Source organism: Streptomyces sp. cg35 (genome assembly GCF_050410835.1).
Taxonomy (GTDB): Bacteria; Actinomycetota; Actinomycetes; order Streptomycetales; family Streptomycetaceae; genus Streptomyces.
In genome coordinates this window covers 37,641-58,503 of the sequence record NZ_CP191268.1, presented here as the reverse complement: position 1 = coordinate 58,503, position 20,863 = coordinate 37,641, and the positions used below count along the sequence as shown (strand labels likewise).

Annotated in this window: 17 protein-coding genes; 6 read left to right on the top strand and 11 right to left on the bottom strand. The window is 70.3% G+C overall.

The window, feature by feature from the left end; translation table 11 throughout:
• Positions 1 to 56: 56 nt before the first annotated feature.
• From ACQUQD_RS00285 to ACQUQD_RS00260, 6 genes are all read right to left on the bottom strand, one after another.
• Positions 57 to 2,588 carry an ABC transporter permease gene (locus tag ACQUQD_RS00285; protein ID WP_428949839.1) on the bottom strand — a complete coding sequence of 844 codons (2,532 nt, stop codon included), beginning with the start codon at positions 2,586 to 2,588 and terminating at the stop codon, positions 57 to 59.
• On the bottom strand, positions 2,585 to 3,382 hold the full coding sequence (locus tag ACQUQD_RS00280) for an ABC transporter ATP-binding protein (RefSeq protein WP_428949838.1): 798 nt from the start codon (positions 3,380 to 3,382) through the stop codon (positions 2,585 to 2,587). The genes ACQUQD_RS00285 and ACQUQD_RS00280 overlap by 4 nt, the downstream gene beginning before the upstream one ends.
• A gap of 512 nt (positions 3,383 to 3,894) precedes the next feature.
• The gene (locus tag ACQUQD_RS00275) at positions 3,895 to 6,942 is read right to left on the bottom strand and encodes a hypothetical protein (protein ID WP_428949837.1); all 3,048 of its coding nucleotides are present in this window, start codon (positions 6,940 to 6,942) and stop codon (positions 3,895 to 3,897) included.
• A gap of 155 nt (positions 6,943 to 7,097) precedes the next feature.
• Positions 7,098 to 9,167 carry an acyltransferase family protein gene (locus ACQUQD_RS00270; RefSeq protein ID WP_428949836.1) on the bottom strand — a complete coding sequence of 690 codons (2,070 nt, stop codon included), beginning with the start codon at positions 9,165 to 9,167 and terminating at the stop codon, positions 7,098 to 7,100.
• Between the two features lie 227 nt (positions 9,168 to 9,394).
• A complete protein-coding gene (locus ACQUQD_RS00265) occupies positions 9,395 to 9,754 on the bottom strand; it encodes a hypothetical protein (protein WP_428949835.1) in 360 nt (119 codons plus the stop codon).
• Positions 9,755 to 10,056: 302 nt separating this feature from the next.
• Positions 10,057 to 11,169, bottom strand: coding sequence for a mandelate racemase/muconate lactonizing enzyme family protein (locus tag ACQUQD_RS00260; protein ID WP_428949834.1), 1,113 nt, complete (start codon positions 11,167 to 11,169; stop codon positions 10,057 to 10,059).
• 162 nt (positions 11,170 to 11,331) lie between these two features.
• Here ACQUQD_RS00260 and ACQUQD_RS00255 point away from each other — a divergent pair, with 162 nt between their 5' ends.
• Together ACQUQD_RS00255 and ACQUQD_RS00250 are read left to right on the top strand one after the other, a co-directional pair.
• Positions 11,332 to 12,189, top strand: coding sequence for an IclR family transcriptional regulator (locus tag ACQUQD_RS00255; protein ID WP_428949833.1), 858 nt, complete (start codon positions 11,332 to 11,334; stop codon positions 12,187 to 12,189).
• A gap of 124 nt (positions 12,190 to 12,313) precedes the next feature.
• On the top strand, positions 12,314 to 13,714 hold the full coding sequence (locus ACQUQD_RS00250; protein WP_428949832.1) for an MFS transporter: 1,401 nt from the start codon (positions 12,314 to 12,316) through the stop codon (positions 13,712 to 13,714).
• A gap of 130 nt (positions 13,715 to 13,844) precedes the next feature.
• Here ACQUQD_RS00250 and ACQUQD_RS00245 read toward each other — a convergent pair whose 3' ends face one another.
• Positions 13,845 to 14,483, bottom strand: a complete 639-nt coding sequence (locus ACQUQD_RS00245; RefSeq protein WP_428949831.1) for a LysE family translocator — start codon at positions 14,481 to 14,483, stop codon at positions 13,845 to 13,847.
• Positions 14,484 to 14,763: 280 nt separating this feature from the next.
• Between ACQUQD_RS00245 and ACQUQD_RS00240 the strand changes: the two genes are divergently transcribed.
• On the top strand, positions 14,764 to 15,708 hold the full coding sequence (locus ACQUQD_RS00240; RefSeq protein WP_428957406.1) for an ANTAR domain-containing protein: 945 nt from the start codon (positions 14,764 to 14,766) through the stop codon (positions 15,706 to 15,708).
• A 151-nt stretch (positions 15,709 to 15,859) separates the two neighbouring features.
• Here ACQUQD_RS00240 and ACQUQD_RS00235 read toward each other — a convergent pair whose 3' ends face one another.
• Positions 15,860 to 16,411: a TetR/AcrR family transcriptional regulator gene (locus ACQUQD_RS00235; protein WP_428949830.1), complete on the bottom strand. Its 552-nt coding sequence runs from the start codon at positions 16,409 to 16,411 to the stop codon at positions 15,860 to 15,862.
• Positions 16,412 to 16,525: 114 nt separating this feature from the next.
• Between ACQUQD_RS00235 and ACQUQD_RS00230 the strand changes: the two genes are divergently transcribed.
• Together ACQUQD_RS00230 and ACQUQD_RS00225 are read left to right on the top strand one after the other, a co-directional pair.
• A complete protein-coding gene (locus ACQUQD_RS00230; RefSeq protein ID WP_428949829.1) occupies positions 16,526 to 17,575 on the top strand; it encodes an aldo/keto reductase in 1,050 nt (349 codons plus the stop codon).
• Positions 17,576 to 17,596: 21 nt separating this feature from the next.
• A complete protein-coding gene (locus ACQUQD_RS00225; protein ID WP_428957405.1) occupies positions 17,597 to 17,827 on the top strand; it encodes a VOC family protein in 231 nt (76 codons plus the stop codon).
• A 30-nt stretch (positions 17,828 to 17,857) separates the two neighbouring features.
• Here the strand turns inward: ACQUQD_RS00225 and ACQUQD_RS00220 are convergent, their stop codons facing one another.
• Together ACQUQD_RS00220 and ACQUQD_RS00215 are read right to left on the bottom strand one after the other, a co-directional pair.
• Positions 17,858 to 18,178: a cupin domain-containing protein gene (locus tag ACQUQD_RS00220; protein ID WP_428949828.1), complete on the bottom strand. Its 321-nt coding sequence runs from the start codon at positions 18,176 to 18,178 to the stop codon at positions 17,858 to 17,860.
• A gap of 113 nt (positions 18,179 to 18,291) precedes the next feature.
• Positions 18,292 to 19,239, bottom strand: a complete 948-nt coding sequence (locus ACQUQD_RS00215) for a LysR family transcriptional regulator (RefSeq protein WP_428949827.1) — start codon at positions 19,237 to 19,239, stop codon at positions 18,292 to 18,294.
• Positions 19,240 to 19,383: 144 nt separating this feature from the next.
• On the opposite strand from ACQUQD_RS00215, the gene ACQUQD_RS00210 reads away from it, so the two are divergent.
• The gene (locus ACQUQD_RS00210) at positions 19,384 to 20,253 is read left to right on the top strand and encodes an EamA family transporter (protein WP_428949826.1); all 870 of its coding nucleotides are present in this window, start codon (positions 19,384 to 19,386) and stop codon (positions 20,251 to 20,253) included.
• 226 nt (positions 20,254 to 20,479) lie between these two features.
• Here ACQUQD_RS00210 and ACQUQD_RS00205 read toward each other — a convergent pair whose 3' ends face one another.
• Positions 20,480 to 20,788: a hypothetical protein gene (locus tag ACQUQD_RS00205; protein ID WP_428949825.1), complete on the bottom strand. Its 309-nt coding sequence runs from the start codon at positions 20,786 to 20,788 to the stop codon at positions 20,480 to 20,482.
• Positions 20,789 to 20,863 lie beyond the last annotated feature (75 nt).

Genomic DNA, 20,863 nt, shown 5'->3' with positions numbered 1-20,863 from the left:
GACAGCTCGCGCACAGTGTTCCGTGGGGCGGTACCCCTGATCCACGTCATGCGCCGCTACTCCCGCAGCCCCGCCGCGTCCTGTGGCCGCCCCCGCAGCACCGCCCCCGCGGCGAGCAGCGTCGTCAGCAGAGTCAGGGCTGCCGCGCCGGCGATCACCGTGATCAGGATCCACGGGGACCCGCCGGGCAGGACCGTGCCGAGGACGCTCATGCTCAACGGAACCAACGTCGCCCCGGCGACCAGGAGGCCGAGCGCGCTCCCGGCCAGCGCCACCAAGGTCGCCTCGACCGACATCATCTGCAGGATCTGACGGCGGGTGGCCCCGATGAGCCGCTGCAGCATGAACTCCTTGCGCCGTTCGGCCGTCGCCAGGACCTGCGTGTTGATCAGAGCGAGCGTCGCGTAACCGACGACCACACCGAGCACCAGATACGCCATCGAGGCCTGCGTATGGTCCGTGTCGGCCTGAGCGGCTTCCAGTACCTGTGTTCCGGACACCTGGACCCCGGGCTGGAGATCATCCAACTTCGTGAGAGAAGCGATGAGTTGGGTTCGGTCCGTGCCGTCTGCCGCACTCACCACGATCTGCGGGACGAGCCCGCCGTCCGTGTGCCCGATGAGGAGTGACGCCGGGACAAGTGCCGTCTCGTAGCCGCGCCGCCCGTCGATGGTGGCGACCAACTTCAACGTGACCTGGGTGCCGTCGCCGAGGCGCATCGGGACCGGGTCGCCGAGCTTGTGGTCCTTGGCGTACGCGGTGGGGAGTGCCACGGAGTCGCCGCTCAGGGCGGTGAGGCTGCCGCTCGCCGCCCGGTACGCGGTGGTGCGGTCCAGGCCCTGCGGAGTCACCCCCTGCATCGACAGCTCGATCGGCTGCGGGCCGGTGTCCTCACCCTCGCTCGGCCGCATCGGCTCGTCCGGCTCGATGTAGCCGGTCGTCGGGATCTGCGCGGACGCCGCGACCACTCCCGGCTGTTCGCGGATCCTGCCGACGAGGTCGAGGGGGAGACCGCCAGAGGCCGACGTCACCACGACGTCCGCGCGCAGGTTCTCGTCGAACGCCCGCTTGGCGCCGTCGGACTGCGTCGTCTGCATGTAGACCAGGCCGACCGCCAGGCCGCTGGCCAGCATCACCGGCATCACGGCGGATGCCAGCCGCGCCGTGCGCGCCCGCGCGTTGTGCGCGGCGAGCTCACCGGCGAGCCCGAACGCCCTCCCGACGGGACGGCGCAGCACTGCCACGAGGGCTCGTACGACGACGGGTCCCAGGAGACCGAACGCCGCGGCCCACACCATCGCGGCCGGTGTCGCGACCCCCGCCGCGTCAGGGCCGGCCGCACCCGTGGTGCCCCAGGCGAGGGCCGCACCGCCGATGAGGCACAGCAGCCCGACGATCAACCGGAACGCGCTGAACCAGCGCCGGTGCAGCGTCGCTTCGGCCAGCGCCTCGGTCGGCCTGGTGCGGGCCGCGGCCTGCGCCGCGATGTACGCCGAGCCGAGCGCGGTGAGCAGCGCGGTGGCTGCCCCGACGATCACCGGCACGGAGCCTGCCCGGTACGCGATCGAGTCGGGCACGACGCCCGCGTTGGAGAAGGCGTCCAGCAGCCGCCGCCCGAACCAGGGCCCGGGGACGGCCGCGAGACCGGTGGCGATGACGGCGAGGAAGAGGGTCTCGCCGAGGATGAGCCGGCGCAGTTGCCCCGGTGTCGTACCGATCGTGCGCAGCAGCGCCATCTCGCGCTGTCGCTGCTGGACGGAGAGGCCGAGCGTGCTGGCCACCACGAACACCGTGACCATCGCCGACAGACCGCCGAACGCGGCGGCCAACGGGATCAGGTCGCTGCCGTCGGCGATGACGCCCGGATCCTCGGCACGGCCGCCGTCGTCCCCGGTCAGCACGGTGATCGGCGAGCCGTCCACGGCCTTGCGCACAGTGGAGGCGACGTCCTGCACCTTCGCACCAGGGGCCGGGAAGACCCCGATGTTGTCGATCCTTCCGACACGGTCCGCGGCCCGGGCGGCCTCCGTGTCGGCCAGGAACACGGCGCCGTCGTCGTCCGCACCGGCGGCCAGCCCCGAGACCTGGTAGCTCTCCTCGACGCCGTGGACCAGCAGTCGTATCCGCTCGCCGGTCTTCAGTCCCGTACGGTCCGCGAGCCGTTCCCCGAGGACGATCTGGCTGTCCCCGACGGGTGCCCTGCCTTCGGTGAGGTGGTACGGGGCGAGCTTGGCGGAGGACCAGCCGTGGCCGGTGACCTCGCCGCCCCGGGCGAGAGCCGCCGGGAAGGAGAGGTCCTGGACCGAAGAGCCGACCCCCGGGAGCTTGTCGAGCTTGTCTCCCAACTCGGCGCCCATGTGCAGGCGTTCGGGGAAGACGAGCTCCTCCTGGGTGTACGCGAAGCGCTGATCGCCGGTGACGACGATCGGCGCGGCGGCGAGGCGATGCGGTGGTGCCGCGTTGTGGATGCCGGTCTCGAGAAGACCGCCGGAGCCGATGACGATGACGGCACCGAGGAACAGCGCCACGAACGAAGCGATGAAGCCGCCCTTGTGCAAGCGCAGGGTGCGCAGCGCGATACGGATCATCGCTGCACCCCGTACCCGGTCTGCTGGAGCGCGCCACGGTCGTCCCACGTGCCCAGCTTCTGCATCTGCCCCGTCACCTGCTCGACGCTCGGCCGCTCGAGCGCACCGATCAGCCGTCCGTCGGCGAGAAAGACGACCTGGTCCGCGTACGCGGCGGCCACCGGGTCGTGCGTGACCATGACGATGGTCTGGCCCGCTCTGTCGACCGACTGCCGTAAGAGAGTGAGGACTTCGGCCGCGGTGCGCGTGTCCAGGGCGCCGGTCGGCTCGTCCGCGTATATCACCGCAGGCCGTGTGACCAGCGCCCGTGCGATCGCGACCCGCTGCTGCTGGCCACCGGACAGCTCGCCCGGCCGGCTGGCCCGCTTCCCGCTCAGTCCGACCTGCTCGAGGACCTCGTCCACGACTGCTCTGGCGGGCCGAGTGCCGGCCAGGCGCAGGGGCAGCGTCACGTTGTCGACGACGTTCAGCGCGGGCAGCAGGTTGAACGCCTGGAACACGAAGCCGATGCGCTCGCGGCGGAACCTGGTCAAGGACCGCTCACGCAGCGAGGCGAGGTCCACGCCGTCCAGACGCACGGTCCCCGACGTGGGCCGGTCCAGGCCCGCCGCACAATGCAGCAGGGTGGACTTGCCCGATCCGGACGGACCCATGACGGCGGTGAAGGTACCCGCGTCAAGGCAGATGCTGACGTCGTCGAGCGCGGTCACCGGGTTCTTCGCTCCGCCATAGACCCGGCTGACGCAGTCGAGCCGGACAACCGGCTCGGCATGCGGATCCCGGGTTCTGCTCATCGTCGTTGCACCTGAATTCTTCATGACAGCCATGCTGGTCGCGGAGGTGTGACGCCGACAGCGGCGACCGGTTGAACCTGGGGTCCGCCAGTCGGTGGACTCTCGGCCCGGAGGACGTCGGCGGAACTCCTGCTCTTCACCGCCCCGTACTCGCGACGCGAGTACGGGGCGCGGTGTCGGCCCGTACGCTCGCCGAGGTCGAGAACCGGGTGCCCCTGCCGCAGTTCCGGATGCTGGCGGTCCTGTCCTCGCGCGGGGCGACCCAACTGGGCTGCCTGGCAGACCTGTTGGGGGCGCGCCGCCGACCTCGATGCGCATAGGGCGAAGTCGAAGCCGTCGAGCAGGCGGCCGGTCCACGTCCCGGATGGCGCGCGAGGTGCTCGCCGACGAGCCGACGCGAACTCGCTCTCAGGGCGGGGGAGACGCCGAAGTGCACGCCGGCGAGGAGGGGTCGGAGCCCGTCTCAGGCTGAACGCGCCTGCCTCCCATGCCGCCCTAGTTTCCGGACGCCCTCACCTCGAGACCTGCCCCGCCCTCCGCTCGGCGCCGGATGTCTCTTCCGCCGACTCGCCTCTCCGACGGACCGTCACCAGCAGGGCCGACGCGACCGTCACGACCGCGGCCGCGACGGTGAGCGTGCGCGGGACCGTTCCCGGGATGCCCAGGTACTCCGTGAGGCCCAGGATGCGGTGCAGGCCCCACGGCAGCAGCGCCATCTGGTCGTTCCAGGTGCTGAGCGAAGTTTCCGTGCCCACCGCCCAGGCCACCAGAGCACCCACCGAGACAGTGCTGCCCACGGCACCGAGGAGCCAGCCCCAGGCCCGCCGGGCGCTCAGCCGGTAGCCAAGACGAAGGGCCCACCAGGCGGCTGCGCACACCCAGAGGAACAGGGCCCACGCCACCATCACGTACAGGAAGCGGCCCGCTGCCGAGGTCCAGAACCCGAACCAGTAGAAGCCGGGCCCGCGCACGGCGAGCACGCCCAGCAGGAGCAGCGTCCGTAGAAGAGCGGCGCCGCCCACCGCCGCCGCAAGCCGGTACCCATGACGCCCCACCGCGCAACGCAGTACGCCCGCGAAGACCACCCAGGCGCCCATCGTCACCGCCACGTGCACCGGCGCCAGGAACCAGGTCTGCACCGCGCGACTCAGCACGAGGACCAGTCCCGGGAGCATCCACACCACGAGCCGGTCAAGCCGGCCCGGCGGCTCGGGGAGCGTCCGCACCTGCCACGGGCGCAGCGAGGCAGTCAGCAGTGCCCGGACCCCAGCGGCTCCGGGCAGCCTCCTCAACGTCACGGCGGCCACGGCAGTCAGGAGCAGGGCGAGCAGCAGAGCACGCGCCCACCAGGCCATGGCCGGATCGCGGTCCGCCCGCCGCAGACCCCCATCGGCTGCCGTGAAGTTGTAGGCCGGCAGCGCCAGATCGTCGCCGTAGCGCTGCTCGTGGTCCTTTGCCGCTGCCCGGAACCGATGCTCGGCCGCGTGCCATCGCCTGCTCGCGTCGGCCGATCCGGTGTCGAGCCATCTCTGGTGCCACAACACGGCACCGCGGTACTCGCCCAGCACCGTGAGCAGGTTCGTCTGGTAGGCGAGTGCGTCGGCAAACCGTTCGCGCAACTGCGCGTCGCGCCAGGTGCCGGGGTCCGTCCCTGACAGAAGCCGTTGCTGACGGCGCGAGAGCTCCACTGCCCTTTGTGCGTCGGCCAGCGCCTCGGGCATCCGGGTGCGGGTGGCGGCGTAGATGCTGGAAAGGGCGGCGCTGTCACCGGTCGCGATGTCCCACTCGAAGATCCACATCATCGGCGGGGGTTCGAGACCGAGTGCCTTGGCCGAGGTGTCCGCGTACGGACCGATGTACAGCCCCTTGGTGATCGTCGCGCGCGACAGCCCCAGGATCCGGCCGATCGCTGCCACGGTCGCCGGATCGTCCGAGAACGTCCGGCGGATCCACGCCGTACGAGCCTTGGCCACGTCGGTTTCGGGATCCTGCGCCAGGCGGGCGGTCAGATACACGTTCACGTCCCACAACTGCCAGAATCCGGTCCGCAGGTACAGCGAGCGCGGACCGGCGTACAGCGGTCCGCCCGTCTGCGCCCAGGTCCACACGCCCTCGATGGGAGGATTGGCGGACAGAAAGCGTCGCAGCGCCGTCTGTTCCAGCTCCGCCAGGTCATCCGGCAGGGCGCCCTGCCCCTCGAACTCCCGGCGGGCCTGGAACTCCACGATGCGCCGCTGGGAGCCACCTAGCAGCGTCGGGTTGAGCGGCAGATGCGAGTAGAAGTCGCCCTGGGAGTACTTCGTCGACACGATCAGCCGAGGATCGTCCATGCCGTCCAGCACCGCTCTGTACGAGGCAGGGTTGGTGTGCAGATCGCCGACGGCGCCGACGCCCACGCTCCACGTACGGAAGATCACCTCTCGGTCGCCGCCTGCCCGTTCGGCGGCGCCCAGGAGCGACCGCAGCATGGCGCGCACCGATCCGGCCGTCGTCACCTCGATCGCCGAGGTGTAGTCCCAGCCCGGCAGCCGGTACGCGGATCCGCCTTCGCCGGTACGGATCATCACTCCGGACGCGAACGGCATCGCGTGGAACAGTTCCTCGAGCCCGGCCGCGTACACCGACCACAGCTTCGGGTTCTCGGTGTCCAGCCTGCCGAACTCGCGCTCCAGATAGCGGCGAAGAGGCGGTGACAGTGCCAGCATGTCCGTCTGGAAGTAGACCCGCATGCCCGCTTCGTGGGCGTACCGCCACACCGGCGCGAATGCCTTGACCATCGCGCGGGCCCGAGCGACGTGCACGTCGTCCGCCGGGTACACGGACCGCCCGTCGCCGACGCCGGAGAAGGTCACGTACTCGAGGAAGCCGGGTACCACCACGCCGTTGTAGCCGTCTCGCACCGCGTGCCGGACGAGTGTCCGGAACTGCTGCCCGATCCGCCCGACCTCGGCGCCGTCCACCCAGGGGGCCCGCGGCAGCAACGCCCTCCCCACGACATCGGAGTTGAGGGAGTAGTCCTTGCCCCCGACGAACCGGGCGCGATCGGCGTCCAGGCCGACGGCACCGGTGTCGATCAACCGGAGCCCCAACTTCGGCGCCACGACGCGCCCTCGGTCCGCCTGGACGTCCTCGCCGCCGCGGACGCGATCCGCGAACCGATACAGACCCGCCGCGGCACCGGCCGCCGACGCCGCATCCAGGACGTAACCACGCCCGGTACGCCTCAGCCGGTACCGCTCGTCGGACCCGCCACCGGAGAGGCCGCCCACCCGCACGGCCAGCGCGTCGCCGGCGGCCACGTCGTCGCGGCTCGTCCGGATCGCGGGCGCGGCACGACCGCGGGCTGCGAGCGCGTCACCGACCGCCTCGCCGGCGAGCCGCAGTCGGGTACCGGTGACACCGGTGATCGCACGCAGCGTCGGCGCCGCCCGCGGGGTGCGCACCGGCTCCTGCCGGGCCTGTTCCACGGGTACGGCCTTCGCCGTGAACGACAGACCCAGAGCGCCGTCGAGCGCCCACGCCACCATTGCGCCGGACAGCAGAAACACGAGCACTGTCACGACAACGGAAACTCGCAGTCTCACGCATCCCACCCGCCCCCAGCGTTCATCGCGTCATCGTAGGAAGAACAAGCTCCGGGCAGAAGGCCCGCGCTCTGTAGGGCGCTGAACGGGGAGCACGCCTGGTCGACCAGGCCTGAGGGAGTACCGGGGGATCACGGCATTCCGAACCGCCGGGTGAGCTCGGCGCCGAGGACCGGGGACAGAGCCCGCGCGTAGGCCTCCGCCATGTGGCCGTCGTCGCGGTACACGAGTGTGTCGGCCACCAGCACCGGACACACCCGGGGCGCGCACAGCCATCGGCCCGGATCGACGGCCGAGGCCCCGGTCGACGCCGCAGCCGCCCGTACCGCGGCGGCCTTGTGAGGGTCCTTCACCGCACGGCCGGGCGCGGCAGCGCACCGCCCCAGACGCAGCGAATACGTCGCCGCGCAGTCCACCGCGTCCGACACAGGCCAGGGCGTGTCGAGGAGCGCCACCACCCGGGCCCCGCTCGCCCGGATCGACCGGTACGTCCGCTCGAAGCCCGACGTCCACTGCCGCACCGCGCCCTCGGCGCCCGGGCGCGCGGCATCGCCCGCCTCCGACGAGGAGGCGATCACCAGGTCGGGCCGCAGGTCCGCGATCCGCGCCAGGACCTTCGAGCGCCACGTGTCGCACGCGGTGTACGGTGCGCCCGCGCTGACGATCGTGACGTCGGCGACCTTGCACGAGGCCTTCGTCCAGGAGACGAGCCGCCAGTGGCGCTCGCGCGCGAGGCGTTCGAGAGCCGGGAACCACTGGGCTGCGTGCGAGTCACCGAAGAGCACCACCGTGGTGTCCGACGCAGGGTCTCCGTACACGCACGGCGGCACGTCGACCGAGGCCGGGCCGACGTGGCAGCCGTCCCGGTACACCGCCGAACGACCCGCCTTGATCTCGGCGAGGCCGGGCGAGAGATTGCCGGGGACGACGTCGTTGGGCGCGGTGAGCAACTGGGCCAGGCGTGCCTGCGGGTCCGGTGCCCGGTCGAGGGCCGCGGCCAGACCCGGCGCCGGACGACCGGAGCCGATCGCGGGCGGAAAGAGCGCCGCGACGAGCGCGAGCGTCACGATCCCCGCCGTCGAACCGGCGCCCAGGCCCAGCGCCCTGCGCGGCCGGTCCCGGAACACGGCGCCGAACCGTATCGGGTTCTCCACGAGCCGAAGCGTCAGCCAGGCCGGCACCAGGGCGAACACGCACACCGCCAACCGGGCGGGTACGCCGGCCGTCGGTCGGTCCAGGGCGACGGGAAGAATCACGAGCAGCGGCCAGTGCCACAAGTACCAGCCGTAGGAGAGGCCGCCGATGCCGGTCAACAGCCGCTGCCGCAGGACGAGTTCGCCGCCGAACCGGCTCGGTACGCAGCCGCCCGCCAGCACGAGCACCGTGCCCGAGACTGGCACGAGCGCCGCGTACCCGGGAAACGGAGTCGCGTTGTCGAACGTGAGCGCTGCTCCGACGACGGCCGCCAGGCCCGCCCAGGAGAGCGTTCCGGCGAGCGGCGGCGGCATGGCCCGCAGACGGTGGGCACAGAGGGCGAGGAGCGCCCCGGCAGCCAGCTCCCACCCCCGCGTGTGCGAACCGAAGTAGGCCCAGGACGGAGATACCCGCGTCGTACGGAGGCTGAGGAAGAACGACAGTGCGAGGAGGACGGCCGCGGTCGCGGCCGGCGCCGCGACCGTTCGCCAGGACGTTCGTCCTGCCCGTCGGTGCCGGCCTACGACCAGATACGCGGCAGCCAGAAGCAGCGGCCACACCACGTAGAACTGCTCCTCGACGGCCAGCGACCAGAAGTGCTGGAAGGGCGACGGAGGGTCGGCCGCCTGCAGATAGTCCGTGCCGGACGCGGCGAGCCGGATGTTGACCGCGTACAGGCCGCTCGCGATCGCGTCGCCCGCGTACTGCGCGAAGCGCACCTTCGAGAGGAAGAGATACGCCCCTCCCAGCGTCACGACCGAGACCAGGGTGGAGGCAGGCAGCAGGCGCAGGGCCCGTCGGGCGTAGAAACGGGACAGGGAGATGCGGCCGGTGCGCTCCAGCTCGCGGGAGAGCAGGGACGTGATCAGGAAGCCGGAAATGACGAAGAAGACGTCGACGCCCAAGTAACCGCCGCTGAACTGCCGCACCCCGGCGTGCGACAGCACGACGAGCGTGACGGCCACGGTACGCAGCCCTTGAATGTCCGGGCGCCTGCCGTCGGCCACACCTGGCGGGCGCCCCGCCGCTCGCGGCCTCGGCGGACGTCGTCCGGACAGCGGCAGTGCTTGGGTCACGGTGCTTCGTCTTCCTCACGGATGCATGGGTGCATTCGTGGGACGGACGTGACAGTTGAACAGTTGCGCCCCGGCGAGGGAGTTCCGCGTGTCTCCGATCCCTTGTGACCTGGGGCTCATCCCGTGGTCGACCCGGGTTCACACATGACGGTGGAAACCTAGGCCGGGAAGCCGCTCAGCTGCGTGAGCACACGGGCGAGCGCGCCGGCTTCGGGATCGGGAGCGGGACAGACGGCGCCCTCGGGGGCGATGGTCCCCAGGACCGCGCCGTCGGCGTGCACCACGACCGTGCAGGGCGGCGTCAGCAGCCGGGCACGGTGGATGACGGTGGCTGAGTCCGGAGCGAACCGGGCACTGAGATCGGCGACGAGGACGTCGGGCAGGAGGGTCTGGGCACGGGCGAGCGCGAGCGCGCTGTCGTGGGTGGAGGAGACCACGCGGGCCTCCGCCACACCTTCGATCTGCGCGATGAGGTCGGCCGCCTGGTCGGGGGCGGCCAGCACGAGCACGGTCAGCATCCCTCCATGATCACCGCAAGCCGCGGGGACCGTGTGATGGCGGCGCCGGGCGCGTGTCGTCAACTGAGCGGCAGGGGAGGGGCTACTGCGTGGCTGTCGAGAGCGGCGACGAATCGGCACCCTCCACATCGACATCCCTCACCTCGCTTCACCGAAGCACCCGCCATGACCCGCGATGACCCGCGTCGCACGAGGGCCGAAGGCGAGACCTCCCGTTGCGGCCGGCCGCGCCGGACAACTCCTTTTGCCCGGCGCGGCGGGCGGGCGCCGAGTGCGCCTCGCCGCCTCGGGGACCGGTCGGTTCAGCCGATCCGCCAGCGTCGTACCGCGTCCTCGTCGAGGTCCACGCCCAGCCCCGGAGCGTCCGGCACGACGACGCAGCCGTCCGCCTCGATGCGTACCGGGTCGGTGAGCATGAAGTCGCGGCGCTCGGGCGTCCAGCCGGGCGGGTCGAAGGGGAACTCGAAGTAGGGGCCACCGCCGACTCCGGCCGCGACGTGCACGTTGGCGAGGACGCCGATGCCGTTGGTCCAGCTGTGCGGTGTGAAGTGGCGGTGCTTGAGCTGGGCCACCTCGGCGAGTGTGCGCGCCCGGTGCATGCCGATCGCGAGGACGACGTCCATCTGGTAGACGTCCAGCGCGTCCTCCTCGAGGAAACGCAGCAGCTCGGTGGTGGAGTGGTGCATCTCTCCGGCCGCGATCCGCACGGTGGGGTTGGCGGCACGCAGTCGCTTGAACCCGTCGAGATCGGCGTACGGCAGCGGCTCCTCCACCCAGAACACGCCGAGTTCGGCGAGCTCGGCGACGATCGTCTGGGTGCGGACGAGATCGGTGGCGGGGGCGGTGTCCCCGGCCATGCGCCACGACTGGTTGAGGTCGACCATGATCTCGAAGTCGTCACCGAGCCGCTCCCGGACCGCCCGCACGGCGGCGATGCCCTCGCGGACCCGGTTCCGGTCGATACGGATCTTCATCGCGCGAAAGCCGATCTCACGGGCGAGCAGCGCCGTGTCGACACGGTCCTTCGGCGACTTCAGCTCGCCCGAGGACGCGTACGCGGGAAGCCGCTTCGTGGCGTTGCCGAACAGCTCGGCCACGGGGCGGTCGTGCACCTTGCCGATGATGTCCCACAGCGCGACCTCCAGAGGCCAGTAGTGGCCGCCGTGGAAGTTGGCCGTCTCGATGGCGCGCACGTGACGGGTGATGTCCAGCGGATCGGTCCCGACGAAGAGGTGACGGAACGCGTCGAACCCGTCCATGGTGTCGCCCGAGCCGATGCCCGTGATTCCTTCGTCGGTGTGCACCCGAACGACGGTCGCGTCGAAGTGCCGGCGCGGCTCCGGGTCCCAGGCCGCGCGAAACGGAGGCTCCAGTTCCAGCCGTAGGCGGTCGAGGGTAATGTCAGTGATCTTCATGAAGGAATCTCCCAGGGACGTGCGACGGCCCCGGCGGCAGAGGCGGGGCCCACGTCCGTCAACGTAAGGACGGCCGGACGCGGCGGGCAACGAATCGCGGGGGATCGCAATACGGGTTGCACTGCCGGCAACCCCGCGCTGCGGCGACACGGAGGACCTGGCGTGACGCGGAACCCGGACACCCCCGACCTGCCGGGCACGACCACTCCCGCGAGCCCCGCCGGGGACCGGCGGCAAGGACTCAACCGTGATCTGCGCCTGCTCGACGCGCTCGCCCTGCACGAGGCGGAGCGCGGCAGAGGGCTCGGCGTCGTCGAGCTCGCCCAGCGCACCGGACGCGAGAAGAGCCAGGTCTCGCGCGCGCTCAAGGCACTCGCCGAGGAGGGAGTCGTGGAGCGCGACCCCGACACCCTGGAGTACCGCCTCGGCTGGCGCCTGTTCTCGATGGTGGCCCGCACGGCGGAGAGCCGGCTGCTCCGGATCGCCGAGCCGGTCATGCGGCGCCTGGCCGCACAGCTCGAGGAGACCTGTCACCTGTGCGTCCTGCGGGACAGCGAAGTCCTCACCGTGCTGTCCGTCTCCGCGCATTCCTACCGCGCGCACGGCTGGGAGGGGCGCGGCGTGCCGGCCGCGCGCACCTCGGCGGGACGGGTGCTGCTGCTCGACGCGACCCCGGACGAGCTGTACGTACGCCTCGGCATGGGCGACCTGTCGGGTGGCTTCGACGGTTCGCTCGTGCATTCCGTGCAGGAGTTGTGGCAGCGCATCCAGGAGGCCCGCGCCCGCGGGTACGCCGAGGTGCGGGAGGAGTTCGAATCGGGCCTCGTCGGCGTCTCGGCGCCGATCCGCGACTTCCGCGGCCGGGTGGTCGCCGCGTTCAACGTCGGTGCGCCCGAGGAGCGCCTGGGCGGGTCGCTGGAGGAGGCCGGACGGATCACGGTCCGGGCGGCGGCCCGGGTATCGGCCGCCCTCGGCTGGGAACCGCGCCGACGTCCGACACCGACCGACCGGTTGCTCTGAGCGCAACGCACATTGCGGTCTTCCCGGATTCCTTGTTCCCGTGCTCCCCGGCTTCCTACAGTCCCTCCACTAGCAGCGCAGGGCCGGTTCGCCCCGCTGACCAGCACATGAGGGCGAGGCACGCGTGACCACGATCCATCCCGGCGCCAGGCCCACGGCTGTCCACGAAGGACACCGGCGCCAGTACCGGCGCGTGTTCCTGCTCGTGTTCACCGTCGCGATGTGCGGCAAGCTCATCGACGGCTACGTCCAGGCTGTGGGGCCCGGACTGGCCATGGCGACACGCCAGTTGGACATGTCGGCACTGTGGCAGGGCCTGGTCGGAGCAGGCGCGCTCATCGGCTGCTTCGTCGGAGGTCCGCTGTTCGGCTGGCTCACCGATCGCTACGGACGCAAACCGCTCGTGGTGTTCACGATGGCCGCCTATCTGGTGGGCTGCCTGGCCCAGTTGTGGGTCACCACCGCCGGACAGCTCTTCGCCGTGCGGTTGTTCATCGGCATGATCATCGGAGCCGAGTACGTCGTGACGTCCCCGATGGTCGCGGAGTTCGCCCCGGCCAGGCGACGCGGCACGCTCCTGGCCTCCCTGCAGTTCGGCTGGTACGTCGGCTTCATCCTCGCGTACGTCGTCGGTTACCTGGTCGCGGAGTCGGCACCGGACGCCTGGCGGTGGCCGTTCGCCGGAGCGGCCGTGCTGGCGGCGCTCGGCCTGTGCCTGGCGCTGCGGGTGCCCGAGTCACCGGCCTGGCTGGCCGGGAGGGGCCGCCGGGCGGAGGCCGAGCGGCTGGTAGCGCGGCGGATCGGGCCCGCCTACGATCTCGACGCCTTCGCCCCGAAGTCCGCGGAGTCCGGCACCTCGTCACGGCAGGGCGCGGGATGGGCGCTGCTGCTGGGGCGTGAGTACCGCAAGCGCACCGTCTTCGTCTGCGTGTTCTGGGCATGCAGCGTGCTGCCGTACTTCGCGATCGGCACGTTCGCGCCCCAGGTGCTCTCCGCGCTGGGCCTGGGCAACGGCCTCGCCGCGTCGGTGGCGACCAGCGTCCTCGCGGTCGTCGGCTCGGCGATCGGAGTCGTTCTCGTCGACCGCACGGGCCGGCGTCCGCTGGTGCTGTGGACGTTCTGGATCAGCGCCGTGGCCCTGGCGGTGATCGGGCTGTGGAGCGGGGCTCCGGTCGCGGTCGTCGTGATCTGTTTCCTCGTCTTCTCCTTCTTCAACGCCGCACAAGGTGTTCTGCCGGGCGTCTACCCGAAGGAACTCTTCCCGGCGCAGGTGCGGGCGGGCGCCAGCGGCATCGGCACGGCCGTCAGCCGGGCCGCATCCGCGGCCGGTACGTTCCTTCTTCCCCTGGCCATGGACCGGTTCGGCGTCTCGGCGACGATCCTGCTGGCCGCGGCCGTCCTGGTGTGCGGCGCCGCGGTCTCGCACGTCCTCGCGCCCGAGACCCGCGGCGCCTCCCTGGCCGGTGCCAGCACCAGTGCCACGAGCTCCCCAGCAGACGGGCGAGACGGTCGGCCGAAGGGCTGATGCTTGTGCTGGTAGATCTCGTCGGTGTCGGTGTCGGTGTCGGTGTCGGTGGGGGTGGGGGTGGGGGTGTGAGTGTGAATGCGTTCGTGCCAGTGCAGTGCCAGTACACCGTGCCGAGCCGCTCGGATCGTTAGTCGCTGAGTGCCAGCCTGATGCCGAATGCGCCGATGACGGTGCCGTTGATCCGGTCGAGCAGACGGCGCGCGTTGGGCTTGCGGAGCCAGCCGTGCAGGACGCGAGCGAAGCCGATGAGGACGGCAGACCAGAGCAGACCTATGAGGATGTGCACCGTGGTGAGGAGGAGGCCCATGGTGAAGTGGTCTGTCCCTGAGGGGATGAACTGCGGCAGGACAGCGACGTAGAAGGCACCCATCTTCGGGTTCAGGAGGTTGGTGAGTGTTCCCTGCCGCCAGCCCGCGCTGAGCGAGTCAGCGCCGACGGCCAGAAGTGGTGCGACCGTCTCTGGACCGGGCAGCGCCCGGAACGTGTCCCGGAGCATGCGGGCCGCCATCCAGATCAGGTAGGCGGCGCCGATCCAGCGCAACGCGGTGTAGGCGAGATGGGAGGCCGTGAGGAGCGCCGTCACTCCGAGGAAGGTGAACGCACCCCACACCAGGGTGCCGGTCTGGATTCCAAGGACGACGCCCAAGGCCCTCCCGCGCCTGCCAAGGGCCGAGGTGCGCAGTATCAGCGCGGTGTCGAGTCCGGGAGTCAGAGTGAGAAGCCCTACAACTAGGGCGAAGGAGCACAGCGCGGAACTTATTGCCATGGAAGGCCAGGGTATCTCTCCAGATCACCTGCCTTTCGAGCGAGGTCCGGTAGCGCGCGCTGTTCCGCTCCTGCTCCGAGGAGACAGGCTCCTGGTGCCCGAAGGTCTGGCGCTGTGCGTCTGACTGACGCCCCGTGGGGACAGAAGCAGGCGTCGGGGGCACGCGACGCCGCGCCACCAGGGTGGCGATAAGATCGGCGACGAGTGCTTGGGAAGCAGGCACGGCCGCACACAGGCAGCCACCGGACGGAAGCGCAAGCGCACCTTCGTCCGGCCGTCAGTGCTACGCGGTTGTCCCCTGTATCCGCCGCACTCTTCGGAGGCCGCCGTGACGCACGGCCATGCCCAGCCGGCACGTCCCCTCGCCCCCATTCCGCTCCTCCCTGCGCTGCGCAGGGAAGCGTGGACGAGCGAGGAAGGACTGCGGTCCGAAGCCACAGAACTTCGGGAGCTCGTCGCCAGCGTCCACAAACAAGGTCGCGCCAGGGCCCAAGTGTCCTTCGCTCTGGGCAGGCTGGTCGAGCGCTACAGCCTCAGCAACGAAGAGGACGCCTTCGCGTTGCTGCGCACTGTCTCGCAACGCAGCAACATCAAAGTTCATGAACTGGCTGCCGCTCTCGCACAGACCACGCCACCACACGACAAGGACGAAGACTGGTTCCCCGGGCGGGTGCGAAGACCCTCCCCGCCCTTGCGGGCCCTGGGACGCAAGCAGGTCGATGCCCGGAGCCAGAGTTCGGTCCTGTCCGCGGTGCTGAACCGAGTGCTGGACGTGACCGGCGGAGAAGCGGGCAACGTGCAGGTACGGCAAGGCAGAACGCTGCGCATGGTGCAGCATGAAGGCCACCCGCAGATCTTCACGGACTACTTTGCTTTTGTGGACGACGGCACTCCGTGCTCCAGAGCCGCCAAGTCGGCCCGCCAGGTCACCGTCCCCGATATTGCCCGCAGCACCGGCTTCGACGAGGCGAGCAAGCAGATCCTGTTGGACGCGGGCAGCCGCGCCTGCCACAGCGTCCCCCTGATCGCGCGTCGGGGCGGCATGGTGCTCGGCGTGGTGTCCAGCCACCACCGCGAGCCCCTGACCGGCCTGCGCCAGGAACAGCTTTTGCAGTTGCAGCAGTTGCAGCGCGTGGCGGGTACCTGGCTGGACTGGTACCAGCGCACCGTCGTCCTGGACGCCCTCGAAGCCCTGCACCAGGCTGCGCGCGAGGCGGGTGCCTGAAGGCGCCGGCCAGCGGGCAGGTGCGGAGACAGCGTGGCGAGCTGCTGAGAGGGCTAGCAGCGGAACGCAGCCGCACTCAGGGCCTGATGACCTCGGCTCAGGCCGCCGTGCGGTCAAGGGAGGATGCCGCTCGTTGCACGGCCACTCTGCCTCAGGGACGGAAGCCCTTGATCGCGAGGTCCATCAGACGCTGGACCTGGGCGGCGCCGTCCGGCGTGTCCGGGGTACGCCACAGGCAGCTCATGAGCATGACGACATCGACGGGATCAATGCCGGGGCGAATCTCCCCGGCCCGCTCGCATGCGTCGAGGAGCTGGCCGACGGCGGCGCTGACGGGAGGCCAAGAGGCGCTGACGACTTCTTGCGCCGCCGCGGAGTTCAGCGCTTCGCCCAGTCCGTGCTTGATGCGTACGTAGCCCGTGAGGTCGGTGAACCAGCGCCGCAGTGCGTCCAGCGGGTCCAGGGAGGCCAGGATGTCCGGCACCGACGCCACCAGGCGGCCGATGTCGTGGCGGTAGACCTCGAGGATCAGCGCTTCGCGGGTCGGGAAGTGGCGGTAGAGCGTCCCGGGTCCCACGCCGGCCCGCTTGGCGATGGAGTTCAGCGAGGCGTCGGGGTTTTCGGCGAGTGCGTCGTGGGCGACCTGAAGGATCGCCTCCCGGTTCTTGAGTGCGTCGGAGCGCTGCAGTGACGTGCCGGCCATAGGTCCTCCTTCGGGTCGCGGCGATCGGGTCCGGTTGCTAAGCGGAGAACTCTCCGTTAACGTCGAAAGTGAACCGGAGACCTCTCCGCTCGTTCCCATCATAGGAGCTTCCGCATGCGTTACATCAAGCTGGGCCGCACCGGCCTGGACGTGTCACCGGTCGCCATCGGCGCCATGACCTACGGCGAACCCGACCGCGGGCACCCCGTCTGGTCCCTCGACGAGGAGTCCAGCCGTCCCCTGATCAAGCACGCCCTCGAGGCGGGCATCAACTTCTTCGACACCGCGAACATGTACTCCTACGGCTCCAGCGAAGAGATCCTGGGCCGCGCCCTGAAGGACTACGCGAACCGCGACGACGTCGTCATCACCACCAAAGTCCGCCACACCATGCGGCCGGGCCGCCCCAACGGCGGCGGGCTGTCCCGCAAGGCGATCATGGCCGAGATCGACGCCAGCCTGCGCCGCCTGGGTACTGACTACGTCGACGTGTACATGATTCACCGGTTCGACAACGGGACGCCGCTGGAGGAGACCCTGGAGGCGCTGAACGACGTGGTGAAGGCCGGCAAGGCCCGCTACCTCGGCGCCTCCTCCATGCACGCCTGGCAGTTCGCGAAGGCCCTCCACCTGCAGGAGCGGCACGGCTGGGCCCGCTTCGTCACCATGCAGAACCACTACAACCTGCTCGCCCGTGAAGAGGAACGCGAGATGCTGCCGCTCTGTGCCGACGAGGGCGTCGCCACCATGGTGTGGAGTCCGCTGGCCCGAGGCCGGCTCGCCCGCCCCTTCGACCAGGCCAACACGGGCGAACGCGCCGCCACCGACGGTGCCTTCGCCGACATGCTCTACAAGGCCACCGCCGACAGTGACCGCCTCATCATCGACGAGGTAGGCGCCATCGCCGACGCCCACGGCGTGTCCCGCGCCCAGGTCGCCCTCGCCTGGCTGCGCCGCAACCCCGTCGTCGCGGCCCCCCTCGTCGGCGCCCGCACCATCGAGCAGATCAACGACGCCGTCGCTTCCCTCGACCTCGAACTCACCGACGACGAGGCCCGCCGCCTGGAGATCCCGTACACCCCCCGCTACGACTTCCAGGGCGTCTCCGACGAACGCGAACTCGAGCGCATCAAGGCCGGCATCCCTGGCTACGCCAACGTCTGACATCCCCACGTGCGACGGCGGATGGCGGGCGACAGGGCGCGACGGCGTAGCTGTCTGTCGCATGCGCCTACGCCGCTTCGCTCCATGAGCCGAGGTATCCCCAAGACCGAACCTTTAGGCCGTCTGGGCTCCGTAGCCCTGGACTGCGATGGCCCGAGAGCGCTCGCGGAATTCTGGGCGGCCATTCTGGGCGGCGAGATCACCACCGAGCTGACGCCTTCTGCGGAGTCACCCGCGCTCATCCCGGCCTAGAGGGATCGAACGCCTGAGGAGCAGAGTGCCTCAAGAAGCGGCAGGTGCCACGACGTGCTTCGCGGGTTCCTTGAGTTCGATTTCGACGAAGGCCAGAAAGGAGTCGCCTGCGTTGACGACTTCGTGCTCGGCGCCTGCGGGACGTGCGTAGGACTCGCCCGCCTTCAGTTCCGATACGGCTTCTGCCCCGCCGAGGGTGAGGATCTTGGTCGTGCCATCGGTGATCGGCACCACGATGTAGTCGTGCTCGTGCACGTGCGGGCCTGTGCTGGTTCCGGGCTCGAAATCCCAGCGGGTGACGCGTACGCGTTCACTGTCTTGCTGCACCGTGGCTCGGGCTGTGGTGGTCATCACGATTCCTTCTTTCTGGTGTGCCGTGCTTGTCGCGAGCCAAGGAAGCCGCTGGCTGGTGAGCGCGGGCCGGAGTGCCTGACGTCGCCTCCCGCACAGGCTAGCCATGTTGATCACGGCAGCTGACGGGGCTCCTCGCTGGTCGGGACTGCGGGCCGACCGGTGTGTTGCCCGGTCGTGGACCGTCTGACGAGGAGGTCGGTGACCAGGGCGAGGGCAGGCCAGTCCAGGCGGCCGTGGCGGGCGACGGCGTAGGCACGCAGTTCGACGTCTGGGCCGGTGAGTGGAAGGAGTCGCACGGCGGGGAACGTTGCGGTCCCGACCGGGAGGAGGCCCACGCCGAGTCCGGCGGTGATCATGCCCTGCACGAGGTCGAGGCTGTCGGCCTGATGGGTGATGCGCGGGGTGAAGCCTGCCATAGACGCAAGGGTGCGGATGACGGTCTCGTCCGCGGTGTTGCGCGAGTTCACGATCCAGTCCTGCCCGGCGAACTGGGTGAAGACCTCCAGCGCTGTCCCCTCTCGAGTGTCGGCCTGTGCTGGGACGCCCAGGCCCCAGCGCGCGGTCCACAGGGCGGTGGCGGACACCTCGGGGTCCTCGGTCGCGGGTGCCAGGTTGTAGTCGTAGGTCAACGCCAGATCTGTCGCGTCCTCGGTCAGGAGCTGCAGTGCCTCGGCGGGTTCGTGTTCGCGGATCAGGACACGGAGGCGGGGATGGCTCGTGGCCAGGGCCGTGACGATGGGCAGAACGTGCGCACGGATCGCGGTGGCGAAGCCCGCGACGCGCAACGTGCCATTGGGCTCAGCTCCTGGGGTGAGGTCGTGGCGCGCCGTCTCCACGGCGGCGAGGATCGTCACCGCGTGCTCGGCCAGCCGGCGGCCCGCGGGCGTCAGCCGGACCAGGCGCCCGTGCGGTTCCGTCAATGCGGTGCCCATGTCGTCCGCCAGGGCGGCGAGCTGCTGCGAGATCGTCGAGGTGGTCGTGCGCAGGGTGTCGGCCACCGCGCGCATGGACCCCAGACGGGACAGCTCCACCAGCATGCGCAGTCGGCGAGTCTCCATCCCGGCATTGTCCAGGATCGGCGAACGGATCGTCCATAATTAGCACGTGGACACGAATGGTCCGGACGCCGTGTACTCGGATCCATGAGCTTGTCGAAACACCGCGCAGGTCCACGCCTGCCCACACCTGCCACTGGGGCCCTGATGGCCGTGGCTTCCATGTCCACCATTCAGCTCGGGCTGGCGCTGTCGGTCCCGCTGGTCGATCAGCTCGGAGCCCTGGGCACGACAGGGCTCCGTCTGGCGTGGGCCGGTGTCCTCCTGCTGGTGCTGGTGCGGCCCCGCCTGCGCGACTTCACCGGCCGCGACCTGGTGGCATGCACCACGCTGGGCGCGGTCAGCGCGGGCATGATGGTCTTCTTCATGCTCGCCGTGACCCGCCTGCCGCTGGGCACGGCCAGCGCACTGGAATTCCTCGGCCCGCTCGCCGTATCCCTCTACGGCCCAGGTCGTGGCCGGACACGCTGGACAGCCATGGCGGCTATCGGCGTCCTGGCACTGACCGAACCCTGGCACGGTGGCATCGACGCGGCCGGCGCCGGCTTCGCATTGGCCGCCGCAGCCTGCTGGGCTGCCTACATCCTGCTGACCCAACGCGTGGGCGACTCCGTGACCGGCCTCAACGGACTGGCCATCTCCATGCCCGTCGCCGGCCTCATCGGCCTCCTCGCCGCGGCACCGTCCGACCTGGCACACGTCACCTGGAAGCTGCTCGGAGCCATGCTGGGACTGGCCGCTCTGAGCGCCGTACTGCCCTTCATCCTCGAGTTCCTCGCCCTGCGCCGCCTCACGACCTCCGCCTTCGGCACCCTGATGAGCCTGGAACCAGCCATCGCACTCCTCGCAGGCCTGCTGGTGCTCGGTCAGATACCCGGCCTCGCGCCCGCAGTCGGTGTCGCCTTCGTCGTGATCGCCGGCATCGGCGCCACCCGCACCGGTGCCCGCCCCGCAACGCCGCCTCCCGAACGCATCGAGGCACAGGCATCCACCAAGGTGAGCTCGTGGTCGAGCTGAACCGCCAGACCGGACCACCGAGACAGGCCTCACACCGACACCGACACCGCCATCGACCGCGTCGCCGGACGCTTGGTCAGCAGCCGCTGCGTCGGAGCTCGCGGGCAGGCCTTGGCTATGGGCGTCGCATCAGAGTCAGTTCGCAGTGCGGGCCCGTCCCTCATCAGCCCGCGCTCGCTCCTGTGCCCGGGCCCTGAAGTGAGCCCGGCACCCCTGGGCGAGGCACTCAGCGAGCTGCCCGATACACCCCTCGCCGATGTCTGACCCGCACCTCGGCCAGGTCAAAATCCGTATCGCCGCCGATCCGGTCGCCATCGATGGCTCGAGCGGCTGCGGGATCACCTGCGATGAAGTCGACCATCACAGACTCGGCAGGCACCTGAGACGACAGCGCCACCAGCTGTGCCACCAAGCGGCGGGCCTCGCCGATCGTGCGCGCACCGGTGTGATCAAGGCCGACAGGCATGCCGTGAATCCGTACCTCGAACCCCAGCCCCTGTCCCTTGCTGCTCATGACCGTTGCCTCGACCCGCATTGCATCTCCTCAGCCTCATCTGCCCAGGTGTGGAGAGCTCCTCATACCCCTCATCGCTCTCATAACCTGCTCGGC

Coding starts and splice junctions, on each gene's coding strand:
- ACQUQD_RS00205 (WP_428949825.1), bottom strand. CDS start 20,788: ATGCGGGTCGAGGCAACGGTCATGAGCAGCAAGGGACAGGGGCTGGGG.
- ACQUQD_RS00245 (WP_428949831.1), bottom strand. CDS start 14,483: ATGGCAATAAGTTCCGCGCTGTGCTCCTTCGCCCTAGTTGTAGGGCTT.
- ACQUQD_RS00235 (WP_428949830.1), bottom strand. CDS start 16,411: ATGGCCGGCACGTCACTGCAGCGCTCCGACGCACTCAAGAACCGGGAG.
- ACQUQD_RS00225 (WP_428957405.1), top strand. CDS start 17,597: ATGGCGGGCGACAGGGCGCGACGGCGTAGCTGTCTGTCGCATGCGCCT.
- ACQUQD_RS00260 (WP_428949834.1), bottom strand. CDS start 11,169: ATGAAGATCACTGACATTACCCTCGACCGCCTACGGCTGGAACTGGAG.
- ACQUQD_RS00265 (WP_428949835.1), bottom strand. CDS start 9,754: ATGCTGACCGTGCTCGTGCTGGCCGCCCCCGACCAGGCGGCCGACCTC.
- ACQUQD_RS00280 (WP_428949838.1), bottom strand. CDS start 3,382: ATGAGCAGAACCCGGGATCCGCATGCCGAGCCGGTTGTCCGGCTCGAC.
- ACQUQD_RS00215 (WP_428949827.1), bottom strand. CDS start 19,239: ATGGAGACTCGCCGACTGCGCATGCTGGTGGAGCTGTCCCGTCTGGGG.
- ACQUQD_RS00210 (WP_428949826.1), top strand. CDS start 19,384: ATGGCCGTGGCTTCCATGTCCACCATTCAGCTCGGGCTGGCGCTGTCG.
- ACQUQD_RS00285 (WP_428949839.1), bottom strand. CDS start 2,588: ATGATCCGTATCGCGCTGCGCACCCTGCGCTTGCACAAGGGCGGCTTC.
- ACQUQD_RS00220 (WP_428949828.1), bottom strand. CDS start 18,178: ATGACCACCACAGCCCGAGCCACGGTGCAGCAAGACAGTGAACGCGTA.
- ACQUQD_RS00230 (WP_428949829.1), top strand. CDS start 16,526: ATGCGTTACATCAAGCTGGGCCGCACCGGCCTGGACGTGTCACCGGTC.